This window comes from Actinomyces sp. HMT 175, assembly GCF_016694895.1.
Classification (GTDB): Bacteria; Actinomycetota; Actinomycetes; order Actinomycetales; family Actinomycetaceae; genus Actinomyces; species Actinomyces oris.
This window is the reverse complement of the sequence record NZ_CP068012.1, coordinates 2,412,470-2,432,622: the sequence shown is the minus strand read 5'-3', so window position 1 is coordinate 2,432,622 and position 20,153 is coordinate 2,412,470. Positions and strand designations below refer to the sequence as shown.

Genomic DNA, 20,153 nt, shown 5'->3' with positions numbered 1-20,153 from the left:
GCGCTCAGAGAAGCCGGCGGGCCCCCGGGCCCGGCCTGGTGACGATCACCGCGGCCTGCTCCGCGCCCGGCTCGCGGTCCCGGTAGGCCCCGAGCCACTGCGCGGCGAAGGTCTCGGCCTCATCGGCCCGCACCAGGGCGTACACCGACCCGCCCCACCCGGCGCCGAAGGAGGAGGCGCCGATGGCGCCCGCCTGGCGGGCCAGTGACACCATGAGCCGGGTCTGCGGCACCTGGTTGCGCAGGCCGCGGTCGGCCAGCTCCTGGGAGCGCTGGAGGACGTCACCCACGCCCGGGTCGGCCGCGGCGATCATCCGGGCGCCGGCGGGAACCAGGACGAGGGACTCGGTGAGGAACTGCTCGATGCGCTGTCTCTCGTAGCCGGGCTCGCACAGCCCCAGCAGCTCCTTCAGGGCCGGGTCGCCGGCCGCCTGCTCGCCGGTGGTCTCCCCGATCAGGTGCCTGACCGCACCGGCCAGGGAGGCGTCAGTGCGTCCGGTGGTCTCATTCCACCTGGCCAGCACCGCCTGGACGGTGCTCGGCCCGCGGTTGTAGTCCTCCAGGGCCGCACCGGTCTTGTGGGCCAGTACCCCGCTCACGCCGACGACGAGCGCCCACTGGGTGGGGAAGGAGATGGTCTGATCGATGCGCATCGGGTCGAATCCGGCCAGGAGCAGCCGGTCCTGGGCGCCGCACAGCATGCCGGTGTGGTCCTCGCTCCCTCCGCGGGTGCCCACCCCGCTGGTCCCCGGCAGGTCCCGCCACGCCCGTCCGCCCTCCACGGCGGCGAGGTATCCGGCCAGGGACAGCCGGTCGGGCATCGACTCGACCCACCGGGGATCCTCGTCCCAGCCGTTGAGGGAGGCCAGGGCCAGGGCCGTGGCGCACACCAGTGCGGAGGACGAGCTCATCCCGGAGGCCGGCGGCAGGTCCGAGGAGAGGGACAGGTGGGCCGCGGCGCCCGCCCCGAAGTTGAGGGTGAGGCGCTCCAGCACGGTCTGAAGGTAGCGGCCCCAGTGGCCCGGCTCCAGGCCCGGGTCCACCCCGGCGCGCAGGGTGACCGGATCGCCGCAGTCCGTGGTGGCGGTCAGGGATCCCGGCGGTCCCGCCACGCGGCGCGCCCGTGCTGTGATCGCCCGGTCGACGGCGCCGACCAGGACCGAGCCGCCGGCGTAGTCGGTGTGCTTGCCCAGCACCTCGATGCGCCCGGGCACCCGCCAGGCGGTCTCCTCGGGCGCCTCACTCAACGCCCCCTGCGTCCCCCGGCTCACAGTGACACCTCCGTCCCGGACAGGCGGGCCTCGACCTCGGCGATGTCCTCACGCCGCGACAGGTCCAGGACCCCGCCGGTCGCAGAGAGGACCGAGACCGGACCGGGCAGGGCGCGCACGGCGTCGACGATCTCCAGCTCGCCGCGCGGCGAGGGGGTGATGCGGCGGCAGGCGGCGAAGATCTCCGGGGTGAACCGGAAGGCGTTCATCGACACCGGGGCGTGGGGCCCAGCGGCCCGGACCACCTCCGCTGAGGGCTTCTCCACGATCTCCTCCAGCGCCCCGTCGCGGGCGCGCACGAGGGCAAAGGCGGCGATCCGCTCGGCGGGGATGTTGGACTCGGCCACCAGGGCGGCACGGTCGAAACCGGCCAGGGCATTGCCCCGGTGGCGGGCCAGGTCGCGCAGCACCCGACGGGGGTAGTAGTTGTCCCCGTTGACCATGAGGAAGGGCTCCCCGTCCACGGCCGCCTCGGCGGACAGGACGGCGTCGGCCGTCCCCAGCGGGTTGACCTGGACGGCCAGGTCGATCGTGAGCCGGGTGAGCTCCAGGGAGTCGATGTGGCGGCGGAAGTCCTCGTGCTCGGGCCCCACGACTAGGACGGCCCGCTCGATCCCGGCGTCGACCAGGGCCGAGAGGCTGTAGTCGATGAGCCGGTGCTCGCCGATGGGCATGAGGGCCTTGTAGCCGCTGGCCGCGGCCGTGGCCTGCTGGGAGGTCAGGGCGGAGCCGGCCGGGCTGCTCGCCCGCATGCGTGTGCCCAGGCCCCTGGCCAGGACGACGGCGACACGGGTGCGCTCCGCCGCGCCGTCCACCGTCTCAGTGATCGCGTCTGTCATGGGTTCCTTCCTCCTACCCGTCTCAGGCATCCAGACCGTAGTGGCTCGCGACGGCGGCCGCGGTCGCCCGGGCCTTGTCACCGGTGGGCATCTCGGTGAAGACCCTCAGGAGCGGCTCGGTCCCCGAGAAGCGGATCGTCACCCAGCCGCCGCAGGTGAAGTAGACCTTGCAGCCGTCCTGCCAGGAGACGCGCTCGACATCGTGGGTGAAGTTGGGCAGGTCGTGAGCCCCGAAGATGCGCTCCTCAAGCTCGGTGCGCCGCTCGGAGGTGAAGCCGTAGGCGTTCTCCACCATGACGAGCTCACCGTACCGGGCCACGATGTCGGCGTAGAGCTCGGAGAGCCGCTTGCCCGAGGCCGCCACCGCCTCCACCAGTAGCGAGCCGGCGTAGACCCCGTCCTTGCCGGGGATGTGACCGCGCACGGTCAAGCCCCCGGAGGACTCGCCCCCGATGACGGCCCCGGTCTCGGCCATCTTGGCGCTGATCCACTTGAAGCCCACGGGCACCTCGTAACAGACCTGCCCGTGGGCGGCCGCGACCCGGTCCAGCAGGTGAGTGGTGGACATGTTGCGCACAGCCGGACCACTCCACCCCTTGCGGGTCAGCAGGTAGTCGTAGAGCAGGACCAGGACCTGGTTGGGGGTGAGGTAGGCGCCGGTGTCATCGATGATGCCCAGGCGGTCCGCGTCCCCGTCGGTGGCGATGCCCAGGTCCGCGCCGGACTCGACGACGGCGTTGCGCAGGGTGGTGACGGTCCCCTCAGTGGGTGAGGGCATGCGGCCCCCGAAGAGAGGGTCGTGGCGGTCGTGGATGACGTCCACCTGGCAGCGGGCGGTCAGCAGGATCGTCTGCAGGCTGGTCTCGGAGACCCCGAACATCGGGTCCAGCACGATGTGCATGTGGGCGTGGCGGATGGTCTCGGTGTCGAGCTTGTCGATGATGGCGTCCAGGTACCAGTTGATGGAGCGCTGGATGGTGACCAGCTCGCTGGAGCGGGCCTTATGAGGCTCGACGCTGCGCACGTCCGCGTCGGTCAGGCCGTGCAGGGAGGCGGTGAGCTCGTCGGTGACCGCCTGGTCGGCGTCGCGGCCACCGGGAAGGAAGATCTTGATGCCGTTGTACAGGGCCGGGTTGTGGGAGGCGGTCACGGCCATCCCGTAGGCGGCCCCCAGGCGGCGCACCGTCCACATGGTGGTGGGGGTCGGGGAGGGGCGGTCGATGAGGGTGACCCGGATGCCGTTGCCGACGAGCACCTCAATGGCCCACCAGGCGGCGGTATCGGACAGGAAGCGCCGGTCGTAGCCGATGACGACGCCCTGCTCGGCCGTGCCCTCCTTCAGGATGCGGTTGGCCAGCCCCTGGGTCAGGAGCCTGACATTGGCGCGGGTGAACTCATCGCCGATCACGGCTCTCCAGCCGCCGGTGCCGAAGTGGATCATGGGGGTTCCTCTGCGGAGGCGCCGTTGCCCGGGACGGGGCGGCGAGGTGGATAGGGGTGTGGTGAGGGAGGGCGCTGCTGGGGCTCAGCCCTTGACGGCGCCGGCCGCCAGGCCGGACTGCCAGAAGCGCTGCAGGCCCAGGAACAGCACGATCAGGGGGATGACGCCCAGGAGAGCGCCCTGGAGGAGCGCCCCGTACTGGGGGTTGAAGTAGGTCGACATGCCGTAGAGCCCCAGGGTGACGGGCTTGAGCTCGGCGGAGTTGATGGTCATCAGCGGCAGGAAGAAGTTGTTCCAGGTGGCCACGAAGATGAACAGGAAGATGGTCACCATCGCCGGAGCGAGCAGCCGCAGCACGATGGTGAAGAAGATACGGATCTCGCTGGCCCCGTCGATGCGGGCGGAGTCGATGATCTCGTTGGGCACCGAGGAGTCGGCGTAGACGCGGCCCAGGAAGACCCCGAAGGGGCTGACCGAGCACGGCAGGATGATCGACCAGACGGTGTTGGTCAGGTGCACGGCGTCGAGAACCAGGTACAGCGGGATGGTCAGCAGTGCGATGGGCATGAGCAGGCCGGAGAGGATGACGACCTGGACGGCGCCCCGACCCGCGAACTCGAACTTCGCCAGGCCGTAGCCGGCGGCCACCGACAGCAGCGTGCCCAGCACCCCGGCGACGCTCGAGTAGAGCAGGGAGTTGAGGATCCAGCGCCAGAAGAGCCCCTGGGTCCAGCTCATGAGCGCGCTGTAGTTGGTGGAGAAGCTATTGCGTCCGGAGAACCACCACCCCGAGGTGGTCAGCAGGTCGGAGTTGGACTTGGTGGAGGAGACGATGAGCCAGTAGACCGGGCCGAGCATGTAGGCCAGGACGATGACCAGGACCGCGATGGTCACGGCCCGTGCGGGCACCGACGGGCGCAGCGAGCGAGGAGTGTCGGTGGGCTTCACTTGTCGATCCTGTTCTGCACGAGGGCGTAGAGGGCGGCCAGGACGCCGGCCACCAGGGCGATGAGGACGGAGATCGCCGAGGCCGGCCCCGAGCCGGACGGTGAGAGCGCACCGGTCATCGAGTTGTAGGCCATCATCATCGGCGTGTAGTCCAGCCCCATCCACTGGTTCTGGCTGTAGAGAACAGTGGGCTCGTTGAACAGCTGCACCGTCCCGATGATGGAGAGCAGGACCGCCAGCAGCGAGGCGGAACGAACCATGGGGATCTTGATGCGCCGGACGATCTGCCAGCCGGTGGCCCCGTCGATGCGGGCGGCCTCGTAGAGCTCGCGGGGCACGGACTGCAGCGCCGCCAGGAAGATGAGCATGTTGTACCCGGTGAAGGTCCACGTCGTGATGTTGGCCATCGACCACAGGATGATGCTGCGACCGAAGAAGTCCACCTTGAGACCCACCAGTCCCAGCAGCTCATTGATGGGGGAGAAGCTGGGGTTGTACATGTAGAGCCACATGATCGCGGCCACGATTCCGGGGATCGCGTAGGGCAGGAAGAAGCCCAGGCGGAAGACCGTCACCCGCTTCACCAGGAGGGAGTCGAGCACCAGCGCCAGGGCGAGGGCCGCCAGGATCATGACCGGGACCTGGACCACGCCGAACAGCAGGACCCTCCCCAGTCCCTTCCAGAAGGCGGGCTGTCCCGCCGCCTGGACGTAGTTGTCCAGGCCCACGAAGGTGCTCACCTTCTCCCCGCCGCCGTAGAGGTCCGAGCCGGAGGCGACGTCGCGGAAGAAGGACCGGTAGACCGACACCACGATCGGAATGAGGAAGACGACGGCGAACATGGCCAGGAACGGGGCCACGAACCCGATGCCCGCCCGGGCCTCCCTGCGCTTTCGCAGCGAGGTGGTGCGGATGGCGGATGCGCCCGTGGTCGTTGTCGTCGTGCTCATGATGCTCTCACTTCGATCGTGGTGCCGGTGGCTGCCTGTGTCTGCCCTTGGGCTGTGCTCGATCGCCTACTCGGCGACGGGCAGGTTGGCGTCCTTCAGGGAGCTGACCGAGGTCTTCTGGGCCGCCTGGAAGATCTCATCGACCTTGCCGGTCCCCTTCCCGGCCGCCTCGGCGGCCTTGGTCATGGGGTCGGCCAGGGAGGGCCAGGTCGGCATGAAGCCGAACTTGGAGTTCACGGCCGCGTTGGCCTTGGTGAACTCGGCGTAGACGTCCTGGCCTCCGAAGAAGGTGGAGATGGTCTGCGGGGTCTTCACCGGGGCCTTCGCGGTCAGGACCAGTCCCTGGGTGGCCAGGTCGTCGACCTGGGTGTTGAACCAGTCGTTGAAGGCCATGGCCCCCTCGGGGTTGGAGCAGCCCTTGAGGACGGCCACGCCCGAGCCGCCGTCGGGACCGGACATGGCCTTGTCACCGAAGGCGGGCAGCTGGGCGACCGCCCAGGACCCGGCATTGGGGGAGTCCTTCATGGTGTCGGCCAGGAGCGCGCCCTCCCAGGCGGCCCCGATGGTGCCGATGAGCTGCTGGTCGACCAGTGCCTTGCCGAAGGCGTCGTCCCAGCGGTTGGCCACGAGGGCCGACTTGGAGTCCAGGACCCCCTGCCAGAAGGAGGAGACCTTGGCGGTCTCGGGGCTGGCGACGTTGACCTTCCACTTGTCGTTCTCAGCGCTGAACCACTGGGCGCCGGCCGCGGCCGCCTGGCCCGCCAGGGTGTTGGGGGCCTCGTCGGGCTCGAAGGCCAGGGCGTACTTGCCCTGCTCGGCCGCCTTCTTGGCGACCTCGGCCAGCTCGGCGCTCGTCGTGGGCACCTTCAGCCCGAGCTGGTCGAAGGCGGCCTTGTTGTAGAAGTACACCAGCGGGCCGGAGTCCTGCGGCAGGCCGACGACGGTCTTGCCCACGGTCATCAGCGACATCGACCCCTCGGAGAAGTGCTCCTTGTACTTCTCGGCCTGGGAGGAGACATCGGTGAGCAGGCCGGAGGCGTAGAGCTTGGGGATCTCGGCGTAGCCGACCTGGGCCAGGCAGGGGCCGGTTCCGGCCTTGACGTCGTTCTCCAGCTTGACGTTCATGTCCGCGGCCTTGCCGTCGAACTTGGTGGCCTCGACCTTCATGTCGGGGTGCGCGGCGTTCCAGCGGGCCACGATGTCGTTGACCTTCGTCATCCCCTCGCCGTCGGGCAGGCGGTGCAGGTAGCGGATGACGCCGCCGGAGGAGGCCGAGCCGGATGAGCCGGTCGTGGCCGAGCAGCCGGCGGTGAGCATCGCGAAGGCGAGCAGCGAGGCGGCCAGTGCGTGTTTCTTCATGGGAGTTTCCTTCTTCGTCATTGAAAAGGCCCGGCGTCTGCCGGAAGGAGTGGGGGCGCGGCGGGGCGGTGACAGGGAGCTGTCGGTGCTGTCGGTGTTGCGGGTGCGCGCCCGTGAGTGGAGCGTGGATATGGAACGGGGGTGCTCACTGCGAGGCAGCGGTGAGCCACTGGTGCCCTCCTTCCTCCAGACGGACCGTCCGGGGACCCTGGGGCGTCGGCACCGTCGTGGTGACGGGCTCCAGGGAGTTGTTGATGACGAGGGTGGTGCGGCCATCGGGGTAGGCGGCCACCTCAACCCTGGGGTCGAGGGCCGCCCAGGCGGAGAAGTCCTCCTGGCACCCCGCGGCCCAGAAGATGGCCCGGTGCAGCAGTCGGGAGTTCTGGGCGCTGTAGGGCAGTCCCGTGGCGTACACCGTCCGGCCCCTCCCCAGCTCGTGGACCGCGAGGCGGACCTGGCCGTCCGCGGTGTCGAGCACCCGGGTGGCGGGACTGGTGACGACGATGTCGGGGGTGCCCTCGCCGTCGTCGAGACCGCCGGTCAGGTCCCGGGTGATGAAGTGCTCCTCCACCTCGGGCGGACGACGGCGCGTGCTCAGGCCCCAGCCGATCTCCCGGTCCACGCCCAGGACGTCGGCCAGCTGGAAGGTGACCCCGTGGGCGGGGTGGGCGCTAGGCGCTCCCACCCCGATGAGGCCGCCGCCGCCGGCCACGAAGGAGCTGACCTGGGCCACCAGCTCTGAGTCCGCCCACTGCTCGCCCCCGGAGAAGGCGGTGCCCTCGGCGCCGGCGCAGATAAGAACCTTGACGTCCGGGGCCAGGCCGGCGCGCACGTCGTCGAAGGACAGGAACTCCACGTCCACCGGCAGGCCCGACAGCGCCTCGAGGACCCCCAGGTAGGTGTAGGTCTGGCGGTACCACAGGGCGTGCGCGACCATATGCGTCATCCAGGAGCGCAGGCGGCCCCAGGAGTTGACGACCGCGACCTTGAAGCCGGGGGTCAGCGGACGCAGCCCCGCGGAGCGCTCGTGGATGGCGCGGAACTCCGCGACGATCTGCTCGACGCGGTCGATGAAGTCGGGGTGCTCGACGGCCAGGGACAGGTAGCCGCCGTAGCCGATCCGGTCCAGGGGGGAGCGCACGATGGCGCGCCGGGCCTCCAGCCAGCTGCGGTTCGCCTCGGAGACGGGGTCGCCCCCCGGGTGGAAGACATCGGGGAAGAAGTACGGCAGGAACCGGCCCTCGGTGTAGCGCACGTGCGGGATGTCGGCGATCATCCGGCAGGTCGCCCCCGATCCGACCGAGCCGACGACGGCGTCCAGGCCGGTGGTGGCGAAGTGCTCGCCGTAGGGCTCGGTGCCGATCCAGTTGTCGCCCAGGAACATCATCGCCTCCTTGCCCTGGGCGTGGACGGCGTCGGTCAGCTCGCGCACCCGGGAGCACACGAAGCGCTGCTGGAAGTCGATCCAGTCGCGGAAGGCGCGGGTGGGCACCCGGAAGGGGGAGTTGTAGTAGCCGGCGTCGACGAAGTCCTCGGCGGTCAGGCGGTAGCCGTACTCCTCCTCGAAGGCCTCCAGTGCGGGGACGCTCACCGAGGCGGAGTAGCCGAACCAGTCGACGAAGCGCTCGGTGGCGTCGGCGCCGTAGACGAGGGTGAAGTGGTAGAAGAAGGTGGTGAAGCGGACCACGTCCACCTCGGGGTGCTCCGTGAGCCAGGCGCTCAGGTGGGCGCGCACGTGGGACCACGTGGCCTCGTGGCGCACGTCGAAGGGCTTCTCCTTGACGCGCGTGGGGTCCTCGTCCCAGCCGTTGGTGAGGTAGTTGTACATCTGGGTCGGGTCCCAGGTCTGGACCGCCAGGAAGCTGACGGTGTAGACGTGCCCGGCGAGGGCCGCGTGCACGGTGACGGTGCGTCCGTCGGCCTCGATGCTCCACGCGGAGGCGGGCAGCTCCTGACCGGTGGTGCGGTCGTGGGCCTGCCACCAGCGCGTCACGTCGCAGCCGGTATCGGGGCGGACCTGGTCGGCGAACCAGGAGGCCAGCAGGTCGATGCTCACGGGGCCGTCAGCAGTGGCGGAGACCCTGTCGGACATGAGGAAGATGCGCGTGGCCTCATCGGGGTGGGCGTCGGCCCAGGCGTTGTCGCCGCGGCCCACGAAGTACGTGGAATAGACCTTGGTGGCCAGCTCCGAGACGATACCGGGCAGCTCGGTGCCGTCGGAGTTCCGCACGGCGTCGGCGCCCAGGCGGGCGATGAGGCGGCGGACCTCGTCATCCATGCCGGTCTGGATCGGCAGGGTGAGGCGTCCCCCCGCCTGAGAGGGGAGCGGCGCCGCGGGCTGGGTCTGAAGAGACATCAGCACTCCTTCGGGCTGAATAGTCTGAACTCCGAACAAACTACAGCATGCGGCGCCCGTCCGCTACTGGCGAGGCGGTCGATATGCCTGGTGGCGGCTAGGAGGTGGGCCTGAGATCGACCAGGGTGGGGTTGTCGAGCACGGACTCCAGCGCCACCAGGGCCGCCCCGTACGACGAGGCCCATTGGCCCAGGTGGGAGGTCTCCAGCCTCACGGCGGCGCGCTGGTCCAGCAGCCGGTCCTGCAGGGCGGAGGCGGTGGGGGAGATGAACACGTCGGCGAAGGCGGCCAGGTACCCCGACAACACGATCACCTCGGGGTTGAGGACGTCCGTGAGGATCGCCAGGGCGCGCGCGAGCGCCCGCTGGGAGAGCTCCAGTCTCCGGGTGAGCTCGGCATCCCCGGCGTCGAAGCGCTGGCGCAGGAGCTCGATGCGCTCATCCAGGGAGGTGGTCTCGTCGCGCACCGCGTCGCCCGGCGGGTAGATCGAGGTCAGGGCCTGCAGTCCGGAGCGGGTCTCCCAGCAGCCGCGCCGCCCGCAGCGGCACGCCAGGCCCTCGGGCTCCACGGGCATGTGGCCGACCTCGCCGGTCAGACCCAGCCAGCCGCGCAGGAGGTGGCCGTCGGAGATGATGCCGGCGCCGATCCCCTCACCGCCCGACAGGTAAAGCAGGTTGCGCACCCCGTCCTGCGCGTAGCGCTCGTAGGTGGCCAGTGCGGCGAGCTTGGCGTCGTTCTCCAGCGTGATGGTGGGGACGCTCCTTCCCGGGCCCAGGCGGCGGGCGACTGCGTCGCGGACCTGGTCCGCCACGGCGACGTCGTGCCACTCCAGCGTGGAGGAGTAGCGCACGGTGTTGTCGGTGTAGTCGATGATCCCGGTCTGAGCCAGGACGATTCCCGGAACCGTCGTCCCCTGCTGCGTCAGCTGCTCCAGGGCCTGGGACAGCATGGCTGCGACGTGCTCGATCATCGTCTCGGGGCGGTGTCCGGCGTCGTCGACGAGCTCGCAGCGGCGCGCGACGACCTCTCCGGTCAGGTCCGTGATGGATAGGAGCAGCGAGGCGCCACTGATCTCCAGGCCGATGCCGGCCGCTGTACGTGGAGCCGTGCGCAGGCCCGTGCTCGGTCTGCCGACGTTGCCCGACAGGTCCGGCTCCTCCTCGATGAGCAGCCCCCGGGAGCACAGCTCGGCCACCAGGGTTGAGACCGTCGCCTTGGACAGCCCCGTCTCGCGGGCCAGGCGCGTGCGCGACAGGGTGGGGCTCGTCTGAAGGTGACGCAGGATGAGGGACATGTTCGAGATGCGCACGTCGGCGTGGGCCTTGGGTCTGTGCGCGCCCGGGCCTCCGAGGGGGCCCCAGAGATCCGGTCCGTCCGCCGGGATCCATCCTGCAGCCGGCACGGCAGTCTCCTCCTCCTCCATCGGTGCCCGGTTGGTCCTGCGGACCGCGGGCGTGCCCCTCAGCGTAGTGATTCCAGGTGAGCGGGGAGGGGGTTTCGGTGGGCGTCCGGCTTGTTCTCTTGCGGCGCGGAACGGGCTGCGACGTAAATGAGACTATCATCACATTCTTCGGCCCTGAGGAGTTCCGGTTGCACATACGGACGTTGTTGGTTATGTGTCACGTTTGTGTGCGTGCGGTGCGAGGCTGCGGGGGAGTTGCGATGTTCGTGATGATTTCAAGCATTCTCGATGCTTATGGACGTTCATGCCCGACCGTGCGCGCCGGGTGGGTTCCACCCTGTTCCGCGAACGTGGCTCCGGACACGCCCGCGGGCGTGTCAAGGCCTGAAGTCCCCTGAACTCGCGGGATTCTGCGCCTACTCAAATTGACCACTCGAACACTGCGCAGGACCATAAAACGGGCTTGCCGTCGTCGCTGGGTCCGGACACGGCTCTCACAACTCGTCTTCCGGACTCTCGCGGCCAGGCCAGGAGCTAGATCGTGAGGAGTGCAGTGAAAGTCATTGAGGCCAACCATGTCTACAAGGTCTTCGGGCGGCGACCGTCCGACGGCGTCAAGAAGCTCAAGGCCGGCAGGACGCGGGACCAGTTGAGGAAGTCAGGGCAGACCGCCGCCGTCATCGACACCTCCTTCGACGTCGACAAGGGCGAGATCTTCGTGGTCATGGGCCTGTCGGGCTCCGGGAAGTCCACCCTCATCCGCATGGTCAACGGCCTGCTGCCCATCACGGCCGGCAGCATGACCCTCTATGGGGAGGACCTGGCGCACGTCTCGAAGTCGAAGCTGCGCGAGCTGCGCCGCGAGCGCGTCTCCATGGTCTTCCAGAACTTCGCCCTCCTGCCGCACCGGACGGTGGGGGAGAACGCCGCCTACGGTCTGGAGATTCAGGGCGTGAATCGCTCCGAGCGCGAGCGCCGGGCAGAAGAGGCCCTGTCCCTGGTGGGCCTGGAGGGGTGGGGCGGCTACAAGCCCGGTGAGCTCTCGGGTGGCATGCAGCAGCGGGTCGGCCTGGCCCGGGCCCTGGCCGCCGAGACCGACATCCTGCTCATGGACGAGGCCTTCTCCGCGCTCGACCCGCTCATCCGCCGGGAGATGCAGGACCAGCTCATCGACCTGCAGGGCAAGCTCGGCAAGACGATCCTGTTCATCACCCACGACCTCAACGAGGCCATGCGCCTGGGAGACCGCATCGCCATGATGCGTGACGGTCGCGTCGAGCAGGTCGGTACCGCCGAGGAGATCCTGCGCGACCCGGCCTCCGACTACGTCTCTCGGTTCGTGGCCGACGTCGACCGTAGCCGGGTCCTGACGGCCGGCTCCATCGCGGAGCCCCCGTACGCGGTCCTGGGCTCGGACCGCAGCCCCCACGCCGCCCACAAGCTCCTGCGGGAGAACCAGCCGCCGTGGCTGCTCGTGCAGAACCGCGACCGCACACCCTTCGGCTACGTCTGGGAGGACGACGTCGCCCGGGCAGTCAAGGAGGGCTCCAACGCCCTGCCGCTGTCCACGATCCACGAGATGCCGGTCGTGTCGCACTCGACCCCTGTCAACGAGCTGTTCGCCCACGCCGCGCAGCACGCCGCCCCCATCGTCGTCGTCGACGACGACGGACGAATCTCCGGCGTCATCCCGCGCGTCACCCTGCTGGCCGCCATCAGTGAGCAGAACCAGGAGGCCGGGGCATCCAGCGCCGCCAGTGCCTCCAGCGCCGATCCGGCCGCGGAGCAGACCGACGAGCAGGCCGGCAAGGCCAGTGAGACCACCGAGGCCGAAGGAGCCGACGCCTGATGATTCCCGTACAGACTCCTCTTCCCAAGATTCCCCTGGGCACAGCGGTCGAGGTCCTCATCGAGTGGATCCAGGTCCACCTCCATGGCTTCCTCACCGCGATCTCCCGGGCCGGCACCCTGGTCAACGACAACCTCGTGGACCTGCTCCTGGCCGTGCCCCCGTTGCTCATGGTGGTGGTCTTCGTCCTCATCGCCTGGATGGCGAAGTCGTGGAGGCTGGCGGTGGGGACCGCCGTCACCTTCCTCATCATCATCTCCCTGGGGCAGTGGGTCAACGCGATGGAGACGCTGGTCCTGGTGACCCTGGCGACCCTGACCGCCCTCGTCTTCGCCGTCCCCCTGGGGATCTGGGCCGCCCGCAACAAGTACGTCAGCGTCCTCATCCGCCCGGTCCTCGACCTCATGCAGACGATGCCGGCATTCGTCTACCTCATCCCCTCGGTCCTGTTCTTCTCCATCGGGGTGGTGCCCGGGATGTTTGCCACGCTCATCTTCGCGATGCCCCCCGGGGTGCGCATGACCGAGCTGGGCATCAAGCAGGTGGACAAGGAGACCGTGGAGGCGGGGCGTTCCTTCGGTGCCACCGACTGGCAGATCCTGCGGGGCATCCAACTGCCCCTGGCCGTCCCCACCATCATGGCGGGCGTCAATCAGGTCATCATGCTGGCCCTGTCGATGGCCGTTATCGCGGGCATGGTCGGTGCCGACGGCCTGGGGAAGGAGGTCGTCAAGGCGCTCGCGACGATCGACATCGCCAAGGGCACCGAGGCGGGCCTGTCCATCGTGTTCCTGGCGATCTACCTCGACCGGGTGACCGCGGCCCTCGGGGCGCCGCGGGAGAAGGGCTCGCTGCTCTCACTCATCAAGAAGCGGTGACCCATGACTCGACGACGCTTTTCTACTTCGCCCTCACCGGCGTCGGGCACGTATCGAAGGAACACCATGCAGACCTCCCGCCGCACCTTCTCCGCCGCTCTGGCCTCCCTGGCGGCGGCGGGCGCCCTGTCCGCCTGCGGTCAGGGTTCCGGTGGGAGCAAGCGGCTCCGCCTCGGCTTTCTTCCGTCATGGAGCGATGGGCTGTCCATGACCCACCTGCTCAAGACGCAGCTGGAGAAGGCCGGCTACCAGATCAAGCTCATGGATCTCAGTGAGGCCGGACCGCTGTACGCGGGCCTCAGTCAGGGGGCGGTCGACCTCTTCCCCTCCGCGTGGCCGGACGTCACCCAGAAGAGCTACATGGACAAGTACCGCACCTACATCGAGGATCTGGGGACCTACTACGACTCGGCTCAGCTGTGCTGGTCCGTCCCGGACTACTCCTCCATGCAGTCGATCGAGGACATCAAGCCCCACGCCTCGCAGATCGGCAACAAGATCATCGGTATCGAGCCGGGTGCGGGTCTGACCAAGGTGTCTCAGGAGGACGTGATCCCCGCCTACGGTTTGGGGGACATGAAGTTCCTGACCTCCTCCACCACCGGGATGCTGGCCGAGCTCAAGAAGGCCGTCGATGCCAAGCAGGAGATCGTCGTGACCCTGTGGCACCCCTTCTGGGCGAACACCACCTATGGCATGCGGGACCTGAAGGATCCCAAGGGCGCGCTCGGCAAGGGGGAGGGGCTTCACTTCCTGGGGCGCGAGGGCTTCGCGCAGGACTACCCGGAGATCGCCACGTGGCTCAAGTCCATCACGATGGATGAGGCCACTTACGGCAGCCTCGAGGACCTTGTCGTCAACACCTACGGTGAGGGCCGGGAGGATGAGGCCGCCATCGCCTGGGCCAAGAAGTACCCGCAGTACGACTTCAAGAAGTCCTGACGCCGGACCTCCGTAGGGCTTGGGCGTGCTCACCGGGCGGTGCAAGTGCGAGCCGCTGGGCGGTGCGGTCGGACCCGCCGGGCGGTGCAGGTGGCCCACCGACGGGGGCATTCCGCGCGGCCGGGTGCGTCCTGCTCCAGCCGGGGGCATTCGACGCCGTCGGGGACAGGAGTCCGGTCCCCCGACGCGTGAGATGCCCCCGGTTGTAGGGAAGAGTCGGTGGGGTCAGGTGGTGTTTGCACCGTTGATGATGTCGTTGAGTTTCTCAGTTGGGGTCTGTCCGTTCAAGACGATGCGGGGTCGGCGGTTGAGGCGGTCCTGGATGGCTTGGACCTGGGTGTCGGTGACGTCGGTGAAGCTGGTGCCTTTGGGGAGGTACTCGCGGATCAGGCGGTTGGTGTTCTCGTTGGTGGGGCGCTGCCAGGGGCTGTGGGGGTCGGCGAAGTAGACCGGGATGTCGGTGGCGGCGGTGAAGTCGGCGTGCCGGGCCATCTCGCTTCCCTGGTCCCAGGTGATCGAGGCCCTTACGGCTCGGGGCAGGTCAGCGACCATGGTCTGCAAGGCGGTGGTGACGGTCTGGGAGTCGTGGCCGGCGCCCAGGCGGTGTATGAGCACGAAGCGGCTGGTGCGCTCCACCAGGGTGATCAGGGCGCTGCGCCCGCCGGCGCCGATGACCAGGTCGCCCTCCCAGTGCCCTGGCACGGCCCGGTCGGCGGCCTGGGGCGGGCGCACACTGATCTGGGCTCCTTCGATCCAGGGACGGTTGGATCTGCGGGGCAGGCCGGCCAGTGGTGAGCGGGGCAGGCGCCGGGTGCGTCCTGAGCGCAGGGCCTTGTCCACCCGCAGCTGCTGGCGCAGGCTCCCGGCGCCCTGGACGTAGAGGGCCTGGTAGATCTGCTCATGGGATATGCGCATGGACTCATTGTCGGGGTGGGCCCAGCGCAGGCGCGCGCTGATCTGGCGGGGGCTGGCCCCGTCCTCGAGCAGGGCCACCACCTCGGCGCGCAGGACGGGATCGGCGTCGAGCCTCCTGGTCTTGGGGCGGGCCAGGCGCTCCTGGGCCGCAGCTGAGGCCCCTGGGGCCCGGTAGACCCCGTCAGGGCCGGTGTTGCGGGTGATCTCTCGTGAGACGGTCTGACGGCACCGCCCCAGAATGCGGGCGATGGCGGCGGCCGACTCCCCGCGGGCCCGGCCCTGAGCGATCAGGACCCGCTCGGCGTCGCTGACGCGCTGCCCGCGCCCGACCCGCCCGGCGCAGGCCGACGCCGACCAGCCCTCACGCCCCCGCCGCCCCGTTAAGCGTCCTGACGAGCGTCTTGATGCTGTTGCTGCGTCCTCCATGGCCTGATCGTGCCAGTACCGCCTGGCGGTGTCCCGAGTCACCCCGGCCTCGGCTCCCGCTCGGGTCAGGGACGCTCCGGCCAGGACGGCCTGAACGACCTTGGCGCGTCTGGCCTGGTCAGCCTCGAGCGTGCCGCCCTTGGGGCCGCGCACCAGCTCCACCCCCGCCGCCTGGCACCACCGGCTCACCGTCCCACGCCGGTACCCCAGAACCCGACCCACCGCCGAGGCCGACTCACCAGCCACCACCCGCGCCACCGCATCACGACGCACATCCTGACCAACCCCAGTACCAGACACAAAACACCCCTCCCACGAGTGGTGCATCCACCACCAGACCCCACCGTCCCCGCACGCGCAGGATGTCCCCGGCCAGAAGAAATTGCACCCGCACGCGTGGAATGTCCCCGGCCAGGACCGGCGCCGCCGCGACTCGCGCTCTGAGCGCAGCGACCGCGGGCGGGGGCTCTCAGTCCTCGATGCGGTTGCCGTCCTCATCGAGGTAGTAGCCCTCGTCATCGATGGGGCGGAAGTTCATCCGGCCATCGGCGATCTCCTCGGCGAAGTGCTCCCGGGTCATGATGCGAACTTTGCGTCCGCGTTCCTTGAGCTCCTCATAACTCACTGACGTGTTCCATGGTTTTTCAGTCAAGCAAATGACGATGATGAAGAACAGGCATACGAAACCTGTCATGTACAGGGCTGTGGGCAATGTCGGGATGAAGAAGGCTGATGCAGCGGCTGCAATGGGCGCGAATACGAAAGAGATGACCGTTGCTGCTGCTCCCTTATAGTCCGGCGATCGTCTGGTTCGCATGATGAGGCGTATCATGGCGGTGTCGACCGTCTTTCGGGCAAGGACTGTCAGTATGGAGATGCCTGTCACCTGGTCGAAGTTCAGCCCTAAGCGGGTGAGTGCAGACCATATTCCTATCAGAATTCCCAGGATCAGCGCCTCGGGAATCCCTACAATGATCTGCCCTATCACTGTTGTCTGAAGGGGGGTGGGAGGTTCCCAAGGTTTTTCGTTGACTTCTCTATTCTCAGTATGTGCTTCCATGGTCGTGCTCTCAAGGTGGTGGGTGACGCCGGAGAAACTTGTGATATTGCCGGCTGGTCGCCCTCTTGACCTATCGGTCCGTCTCGATGCGGTTGCCGTCCTCGTCGAGGTAGTAGCCCTCGTCATCGATGGGGCGGAAGGTCATCCGGCCATCGGCGATCTCCTCGGCGAAGTGCTCCCGCGTCATCAGCCGGGTCTGACGGCCGCGTTCCTTCATCTCCTCATAGGACATCGAAGTCTTCCACGGCTGTTCCAGTGTGCACGTGATGAGCATAAATAACGCCCAAGTGACCAAAGTCAACTGGATGACGGAGTACGGTGCGAAGACCATGCCTGCCAGCACCGCGCCGATGGCGGGACAGATGAGAGCTGCCACGGTCCGCTGCACCGCATTCATGTCGTTGGTGCGTTGGATGCGCATGGTCAGGCGCATCGATGCTGCGTCGAGCGTTTCTCGCACTGCGGTTGCCAGAGCGGCGAATCCTGTGATCTGGTCTGAACTGAGTCCGGCGCGAGTGAGGGTGGACCAGATGGCTACAACCACTCCAAGAGTGATGGCCTCAAGAATGCCCAATCCGATCCGCCCGTACACCACCCCCCACAGGGGGACGGCTGGCTTCCAAGGAGTGTTGCCTCCTGTGGGGGTGGTGTACGGGGGCATTGTGCATCTCCGATTCAGTCAGTTGCCGGGAGCGATCAGAAGCAGGCGTTGACGACGCTGTCGAGACCGAGGATTCCCATGAGAACGGTAGCAGCTTCCTCGCCGATCTGGGCGGCTGCGAATCCGCCTCGGATAGCTGCGATAATGCCCTTTACTCCACCCCAGGTTGCTCGGGCCTTCCTGATCCAGGAGACGACCTTGGCTGCGGGGATGCCATACTCGGCAATGACGACTGCGACAGCGAGTAAGCAACCTCCGACACCCATTTGGGCGGCTTCCGTCTGCGTGGCGACTGGGGCTTCAACGACAGTAATGCCGTTGGTGGCAACGGTGAGGCGTTCTTTGTAGTTGGGTGTCGTGGCTGGGTCGGCGTTCTTGAGGTCGTCGGGAACAGCCTCAAGGGCGTTGAGGATATCGGTGAGCTTTTGGTCCTTCTGAGCATCGGTCAACGCGGCTGTCTTGGCTGGCGCCATGGTGTTGCCTGGACGTGCTGTGCCGGCGAAAGCGGATGTTGATGTCAGAGTCAGCGCGATCCCTGCGGTGCTGGCTACAGTGGCAGTACTCAGGAACTTCCTGCGGTCCATGTTGCTTTTCCTCTCTCGGCGGGTGTGTATGTGAGGTTGGAAGTGCTTGCAGGATGATCCTAAGGGTCGTGTGTTGACTGTCACACTTGATAGGGCTCAAGGGTGAGCCTGTTAGGTGGTGCTAGTGGTGTTGCTGGGCGTTTGAGGGCGATCTGCCGCGTCGTGCTGCGGATGTGTCGACGCTCTGACGGGAGGTGGAAAAATTCGGGCGATGGCTGATCTCTTGTCTTCGCATGTGGGGGCAGTGGATGTGAGACAATCGGCCGATCGGTCGAATGGGGTGGTGGAGTCTCCCTGTCTGCTGCTGTCCGGGCTATCGCTGGAGCATCTCTGGCCGGAGCTCGGGCAGGTACTTGCGGGCGTCGCGGAAGTCGGCGGTGACGTACTCCGGCGGGATCGGCTGGGGCTGATGGATGCGCTCTTGGAGGGCGTCGTATCCGAGCGAGGTGTCCCACGGCCTCTCAATGAGAGCGACGAAGGCCATGAACGGCAGCCACGCGAGGACCGTCAGCGCCGTCGTCGATGCCGGGGCGAGGAGGCGAGCGGCCAGGAATCCTGCGACCGCGGGGCAGGTCGCGGCGATGATCGTCAGCAGCAGGCCGTGCGGATCCCTCGAGCGCCAGGCCCGCATGATGAGTCGGTGAGCCGAGGCGTCGATGAGCTCGCGAATCGCCACCGCCACCAGGGAGAACAAGCACGCCCTGCCGAATCCCAGCCCGGCGCGGGTCAGCGCCGACCAGACCAGCACGATGATCGTCAGGCCGACGGCGCTGGGCAGCCCGAGAACCAGGCGGCCCACAACCATCGCGGAGACGGGCGTGACGGGCTTCCAGTGATGGTGCCCCGCGTCCCCTGACCCCGTGCTGCCCTCGTTCATGGCTTCCCCTCGGCGTGATCGCGAATTCAACCGCACGAGTCATTCTACAAAGGCCCGCGGACAGGGGCCTGCGCTCACGGCCGCGCTCGACGCCGGCACGGGGGCGCGAGACGGCGCCGGACAGTCCAGTGCTCAGCCCCGTGGGCGTTTGCCGAGGTGGGCCCCGCCACCCTTGTCCCGGTTTCGTCGTCTTGATTGAAGATCGTGCGTATTCTGTGCCCGTGAGTCCGGACCATCAGCATGCCAACGGCGAGATCGACATCGCCTCTCTTCATGCTCAGGACTCCACGGGACTGCTGGATCGCATCGACCGCGCGGTCGTCTGGGACATTCCTCTGACGACGCCGTTTCGCGGTATCACCCGCCGCGACGGCGTCCTGCTCCACGGCCCCGGGGGCTGGGGTGAGGTCGCGCCCTTCTGGGACTACGGGTTGGAGGCCAGCGCTCCCTGGCTCGCCTCCGGACTGTGCCAGGCCCTGGGAAACTCCCTTCTTCCCCGCTACCGCGAGACCATCCCCGTCAACGTGACCGTCCCTGAGGTCGGTGCTCAGGACGCCTCCGATCTGGTGCGGGCCTCCGGAGCCAGGACTGCCAAGGTCAAAGTCAGCGGCAGCGGCGACAAGCGCTCGGCGGACCTGGAGCGCCTCGAGGCGGTCCGCTCGGCCCTGGGGCGTTCCGGCAAGGTGCGTATCGACGTCAACGGCGCCTGGGACCTGGACACCGCCCGCGAGAACCTGCCCCTCATGGACCGGGCTGCCGGAGGGCTGGAGTACGCCGAACAGCCCTGCGCCACCGTCTACGACCTGGCCGACCTGCGCCGCGCCGTCGACGTGCCCATCGCCGCTGACGAGTCGATCCGGCTGTCTGCCAACCCCCTGGAGATCGTCCACCGGCGCGCTGCCGACGTCGCCATCCTCAAGGTGGCTCCGCTGGGCGGGGTGCACCGGGCACTGGACATGGCAGAGCGCCTTGGACTGCCCGCTGTCGTCTCCTCCGCCCTGGACACCTCCGTGGGCATCATGGCCGGCGCGACGCTCGCCTTCAGCCTGCCCTCCCTCAGTCACGCCTGCGGCCTGGGGACCACGCGCCTGCTGACTCAGGACGTCGCCGAGCCCAGCGTTCGCCCCAGCAACGGGACCCTGCGTCTGGACGCCGCCGCCCCCGTCTCCGAACGCCTTCTGAACGAGGTCAAGGCGGGGCCCTACCTCACCAAGCACTGGCAGACGCGTCTGCTGCACCTGGCCGGCGCCCTGCACGCCCGCCGCCAGCGCGAGGCCCGTGACCCCAGCCGGGCCGTGGCGGGGCTGCCGCTGTAGACCCACCCCAGCCGTGCGCATGGCTCACCGGACTGTGACCAATCGCAGCGCAGTGCAGGCGGTGCGCTCTCGTATCCTCG

At 68.2% G+C, this 20,153-nt stretch carries 17 protein-coding genes; 4 read left to right on the top strand and 13 right to left on the bottom strand.

Going from position 1 to position 20,153, the window contains the following annotated elements:
• Positions 1 to 4: 4 nt before the first annotated feature.
• From JJJ14_RS10185 to JJJ14_RS10150, 8 genes are all read right to left on the bottom strand, one after another.
• Complete coding sequence (locus tag JJJ14_RS10185; protein WP_236592805.1) at positions 5 to 1,270, bottom strand: galactokinase family protein; 1,266 nt, start codon at positions 1,268 to 1,270, stop codon at positions 5 to 7.
• The gene (locus tag JJJ14_RS10180; RefSeq protein WP_201444040.1) at positions 1,267 to 2,109 is read right to left on the bottom strand and encodes a nucleotidyltransferase family protein; all 843 of its coding nucleotides are present in this window, start codon (positions 2,107 to 2,109) and stop codon (positions 1,267 to 1,269) included. Before JJJ14_RS10180 ends, JJJ14_RS10185 begins: the two co-directional genes overlap by 4 nt.
• Positions 2,110 to 2,131: 22 nt before the next feature.
• Entirely contained in the window at positions 2,132 to 3,550 is a 1,419-nt protein-coding gene (locus JJJ14_RS10175) for a phosphoglucomutase/phosphomannomutase family protein (RefSeq protein ID WP_201444039.1), read from the bottom strand.
• 84 nt (positions 3,551 to 3,634) lie between these two features.
• Complete coding sequence (locus tag JJJ14_RS10170; RefSeq protein ID WP_201444038.1) at positions 3,635 to 4,498, bottom strand: carbohydrate ABC transporter permease; 864 nt, start codon at positions 4,496 to 4,498, stop codon at positions 3,635 to 3,637.
• A complete protein-coding gene (locus tag JJJ14_RS10165; protein ID WP_003787199.1) occupies positions 4,495 to 5,448 on the bottom strand; it encodes a carbohydrate ABC transporter permease in 954 nt (317 codons plus the stop codon). The genes JJJ14_RS10170 and JJJ14_RS10165 overlap by 4 nt, the downstream gene beginning before the upstream one ends.
• Before the next feature lie 66 nt (positions 5,449 to 5,514).
• Positions 5,515 to 6,807 carry an extracellular solute-binding protein gene (locus JJJ14_RS10160; RefSeq protein ID WP_236592804.1) on the bottom strand — a complete coding sequence of 431 codons (1,293 nt, stop codon included), beginning with the start codon at positions 6,805 to 6,807 and terminating at the stop codon, positions 5,515 to 5,517.
• 145 nt (positions 6,808 to 6,952) lie between these two features.
• Positions 6,953 to 9,163: a 1,3-beta-galactosyl-N-acetylhexosamine phosphorylase gene (gene gnpA / locus JJJ14_RS10155; RefSeq protein ID WP_201444036.1), complete on the bottom strand. Its 2,211-nt coding sequence runs from the start codon at positions 9,161 to 9,163 to the stop codon at positions 6,953 to 6,955.
• 97 nt (positions 9,164 to 9,260) lie between these two features.
• Positions 9,261 to 10,472, bottom strand: a complete 1,212-nt coding sequence (locus JJJ14_RS10150; RefSeq protein ID WP_236592803.1) for an ROK family transcriptional regulator — start codon at positions 10,470 to 10,472, stop codon at positions 9,261 to 9,263.
• Between the two features lie 646 nt (positions 10,473 to 11,118).
• Between JJJ14_RS10150 and JJJ14_RS10145 the strand changes: the two genes are divergently transcribed.
• From JJJ14_RS10145 to JJJ14_RS10135, 3 genes are all read left to right on the top strand, one after another.
• The gene (locus JJJ14_RS10145) at positions 11,119 to 12,414 is read left to right on the top strand and encodes a quaternary amine ABC transporter ATP-binding protein (protein WP_101558718.1); all 1,296 of its coding nucleotides are present in this window, start codon (positions 11,119 to 11,121) and stop codon (positions 12,412 to 12,414) included.
• The gene (locus JJJ14_RS10140) at positions 12,414 to 13,292 is read left to right on the top strand and encodes an ABC transporter permease (RefSeq protein WP_101558717.1); all 879 of its coding nucleotides are present in this window, start codon (positions 12,414 to 12,416) and stop codon (positions 13,290 to 13,292) included. The genes JJJ14_RS10145 and JJJ14_RS10140 overlap by 1 nt, the downstream gene beginning before the upstream one ends.
• A gap of 66 nt (positions 13,293 to 13,358) precedes the next feature.
• Complete coding sequence (locus JJJ14_RS10135; protein WP_101558716.1) at positions 13,359 to 14,234, top strand: glycine betaine ABC transporter substrate-binding protein; 876 nt, start codon at positions 13,359 to 13,361, stop codon at positions 14,232 to 14,234.
• 225 nt (positions 14,235 to 14,459) lie between these two features.
• Here JJJ14_RS10135 and JJJ14_RS10130 read toward each other — a convergent pair whose 3' ends face one another.
• From JJJ14_RS10130 to JJJ14_RS10110, 5 genes are all read right to left on the bottom strand, one after another.
• Positions 14,460 to 15,848 carry an IS30 family transposase gene (locus JJJ14_RS10130; protein ID WP_201444035.1) on the bottom strand — a complete coding sequence of 463 codons (1,389 nt, stop codon included), beginning with the start codon at positions 15,846 to 15,848 and terminating at the stop codon, positions 14,460 to 14,462.
• Between the two features lie 196 nt (positions 15,849 to 16,044).
• Positions 16,045 to 16,635 (bottom strand): hypothetical protein, encoded by a 591-nt coding sequence (locus JJJ14_RS10125; protein ID WP_101558714.1) that lies wholly within the window; start codon positions 16,633 to 16,635, stop codon positions 16,045 to 16,047.
• A 70-nt stretch (positions 16,636 to 16,705) separates the two neighbouring features.
• The gene (locus tag JJJ14_RS10120; protein WP_101558713.1) at positions 16,706 to 17,296 is read right to left on the bottom strand and encodes a hypothetical protein; all 591 of its coding nucleotides are present in this window, start codon (positions 17,294 to 17,296) and stop codon (positions 16,706 to 16,708) included.
• 35 nt (positions 17,297 to 17,331) lie between these two features.
• On the bottom strand, positions 17,332 to 17,880 hold the full coding sequence (locus JJJ14_RS10115; RefSeq protein WP_101558712.1) for a hypothetical protein: 549 nt from the start codon (positions 17,878 to 17,880) through the stop codon (positions 17,332 to 17,334).
• A 313-nt stretch (positions 17,881 to 18,193) separates the two neighbouring features.
• Positions 18,194 to 18,757: a hypothetical protein gene (locus JJJ14_RS10110; RefSeq protein WP_233431566.1), complete on the bottom strand. Its 564-nt coding sequence runs from the start codon at positions 18,755 to 18,757 to the stop codon at positions 18,194 to 18,196.
• Positions 18,758 to 18,972: 215 nt separating this feature from the next.
• Here JJJ14_RS10110 and JJJ14_RS10105 point away from each other — a divergent pair, with 215 nt between their 5' ends.
• Complete coding sequence (locus JJJ14_RS10105) at positions 18,973 to 20,073, top strand: o-succinylbenzoate synthase (protein WP_101558711.1); 1,101 nt, start codon at positions 18,973 to 18,975, stop codon at positions 20,071 to 20,073.
• Positions 20,074 to 20,153: the final 80 nt, after the last annotated feature.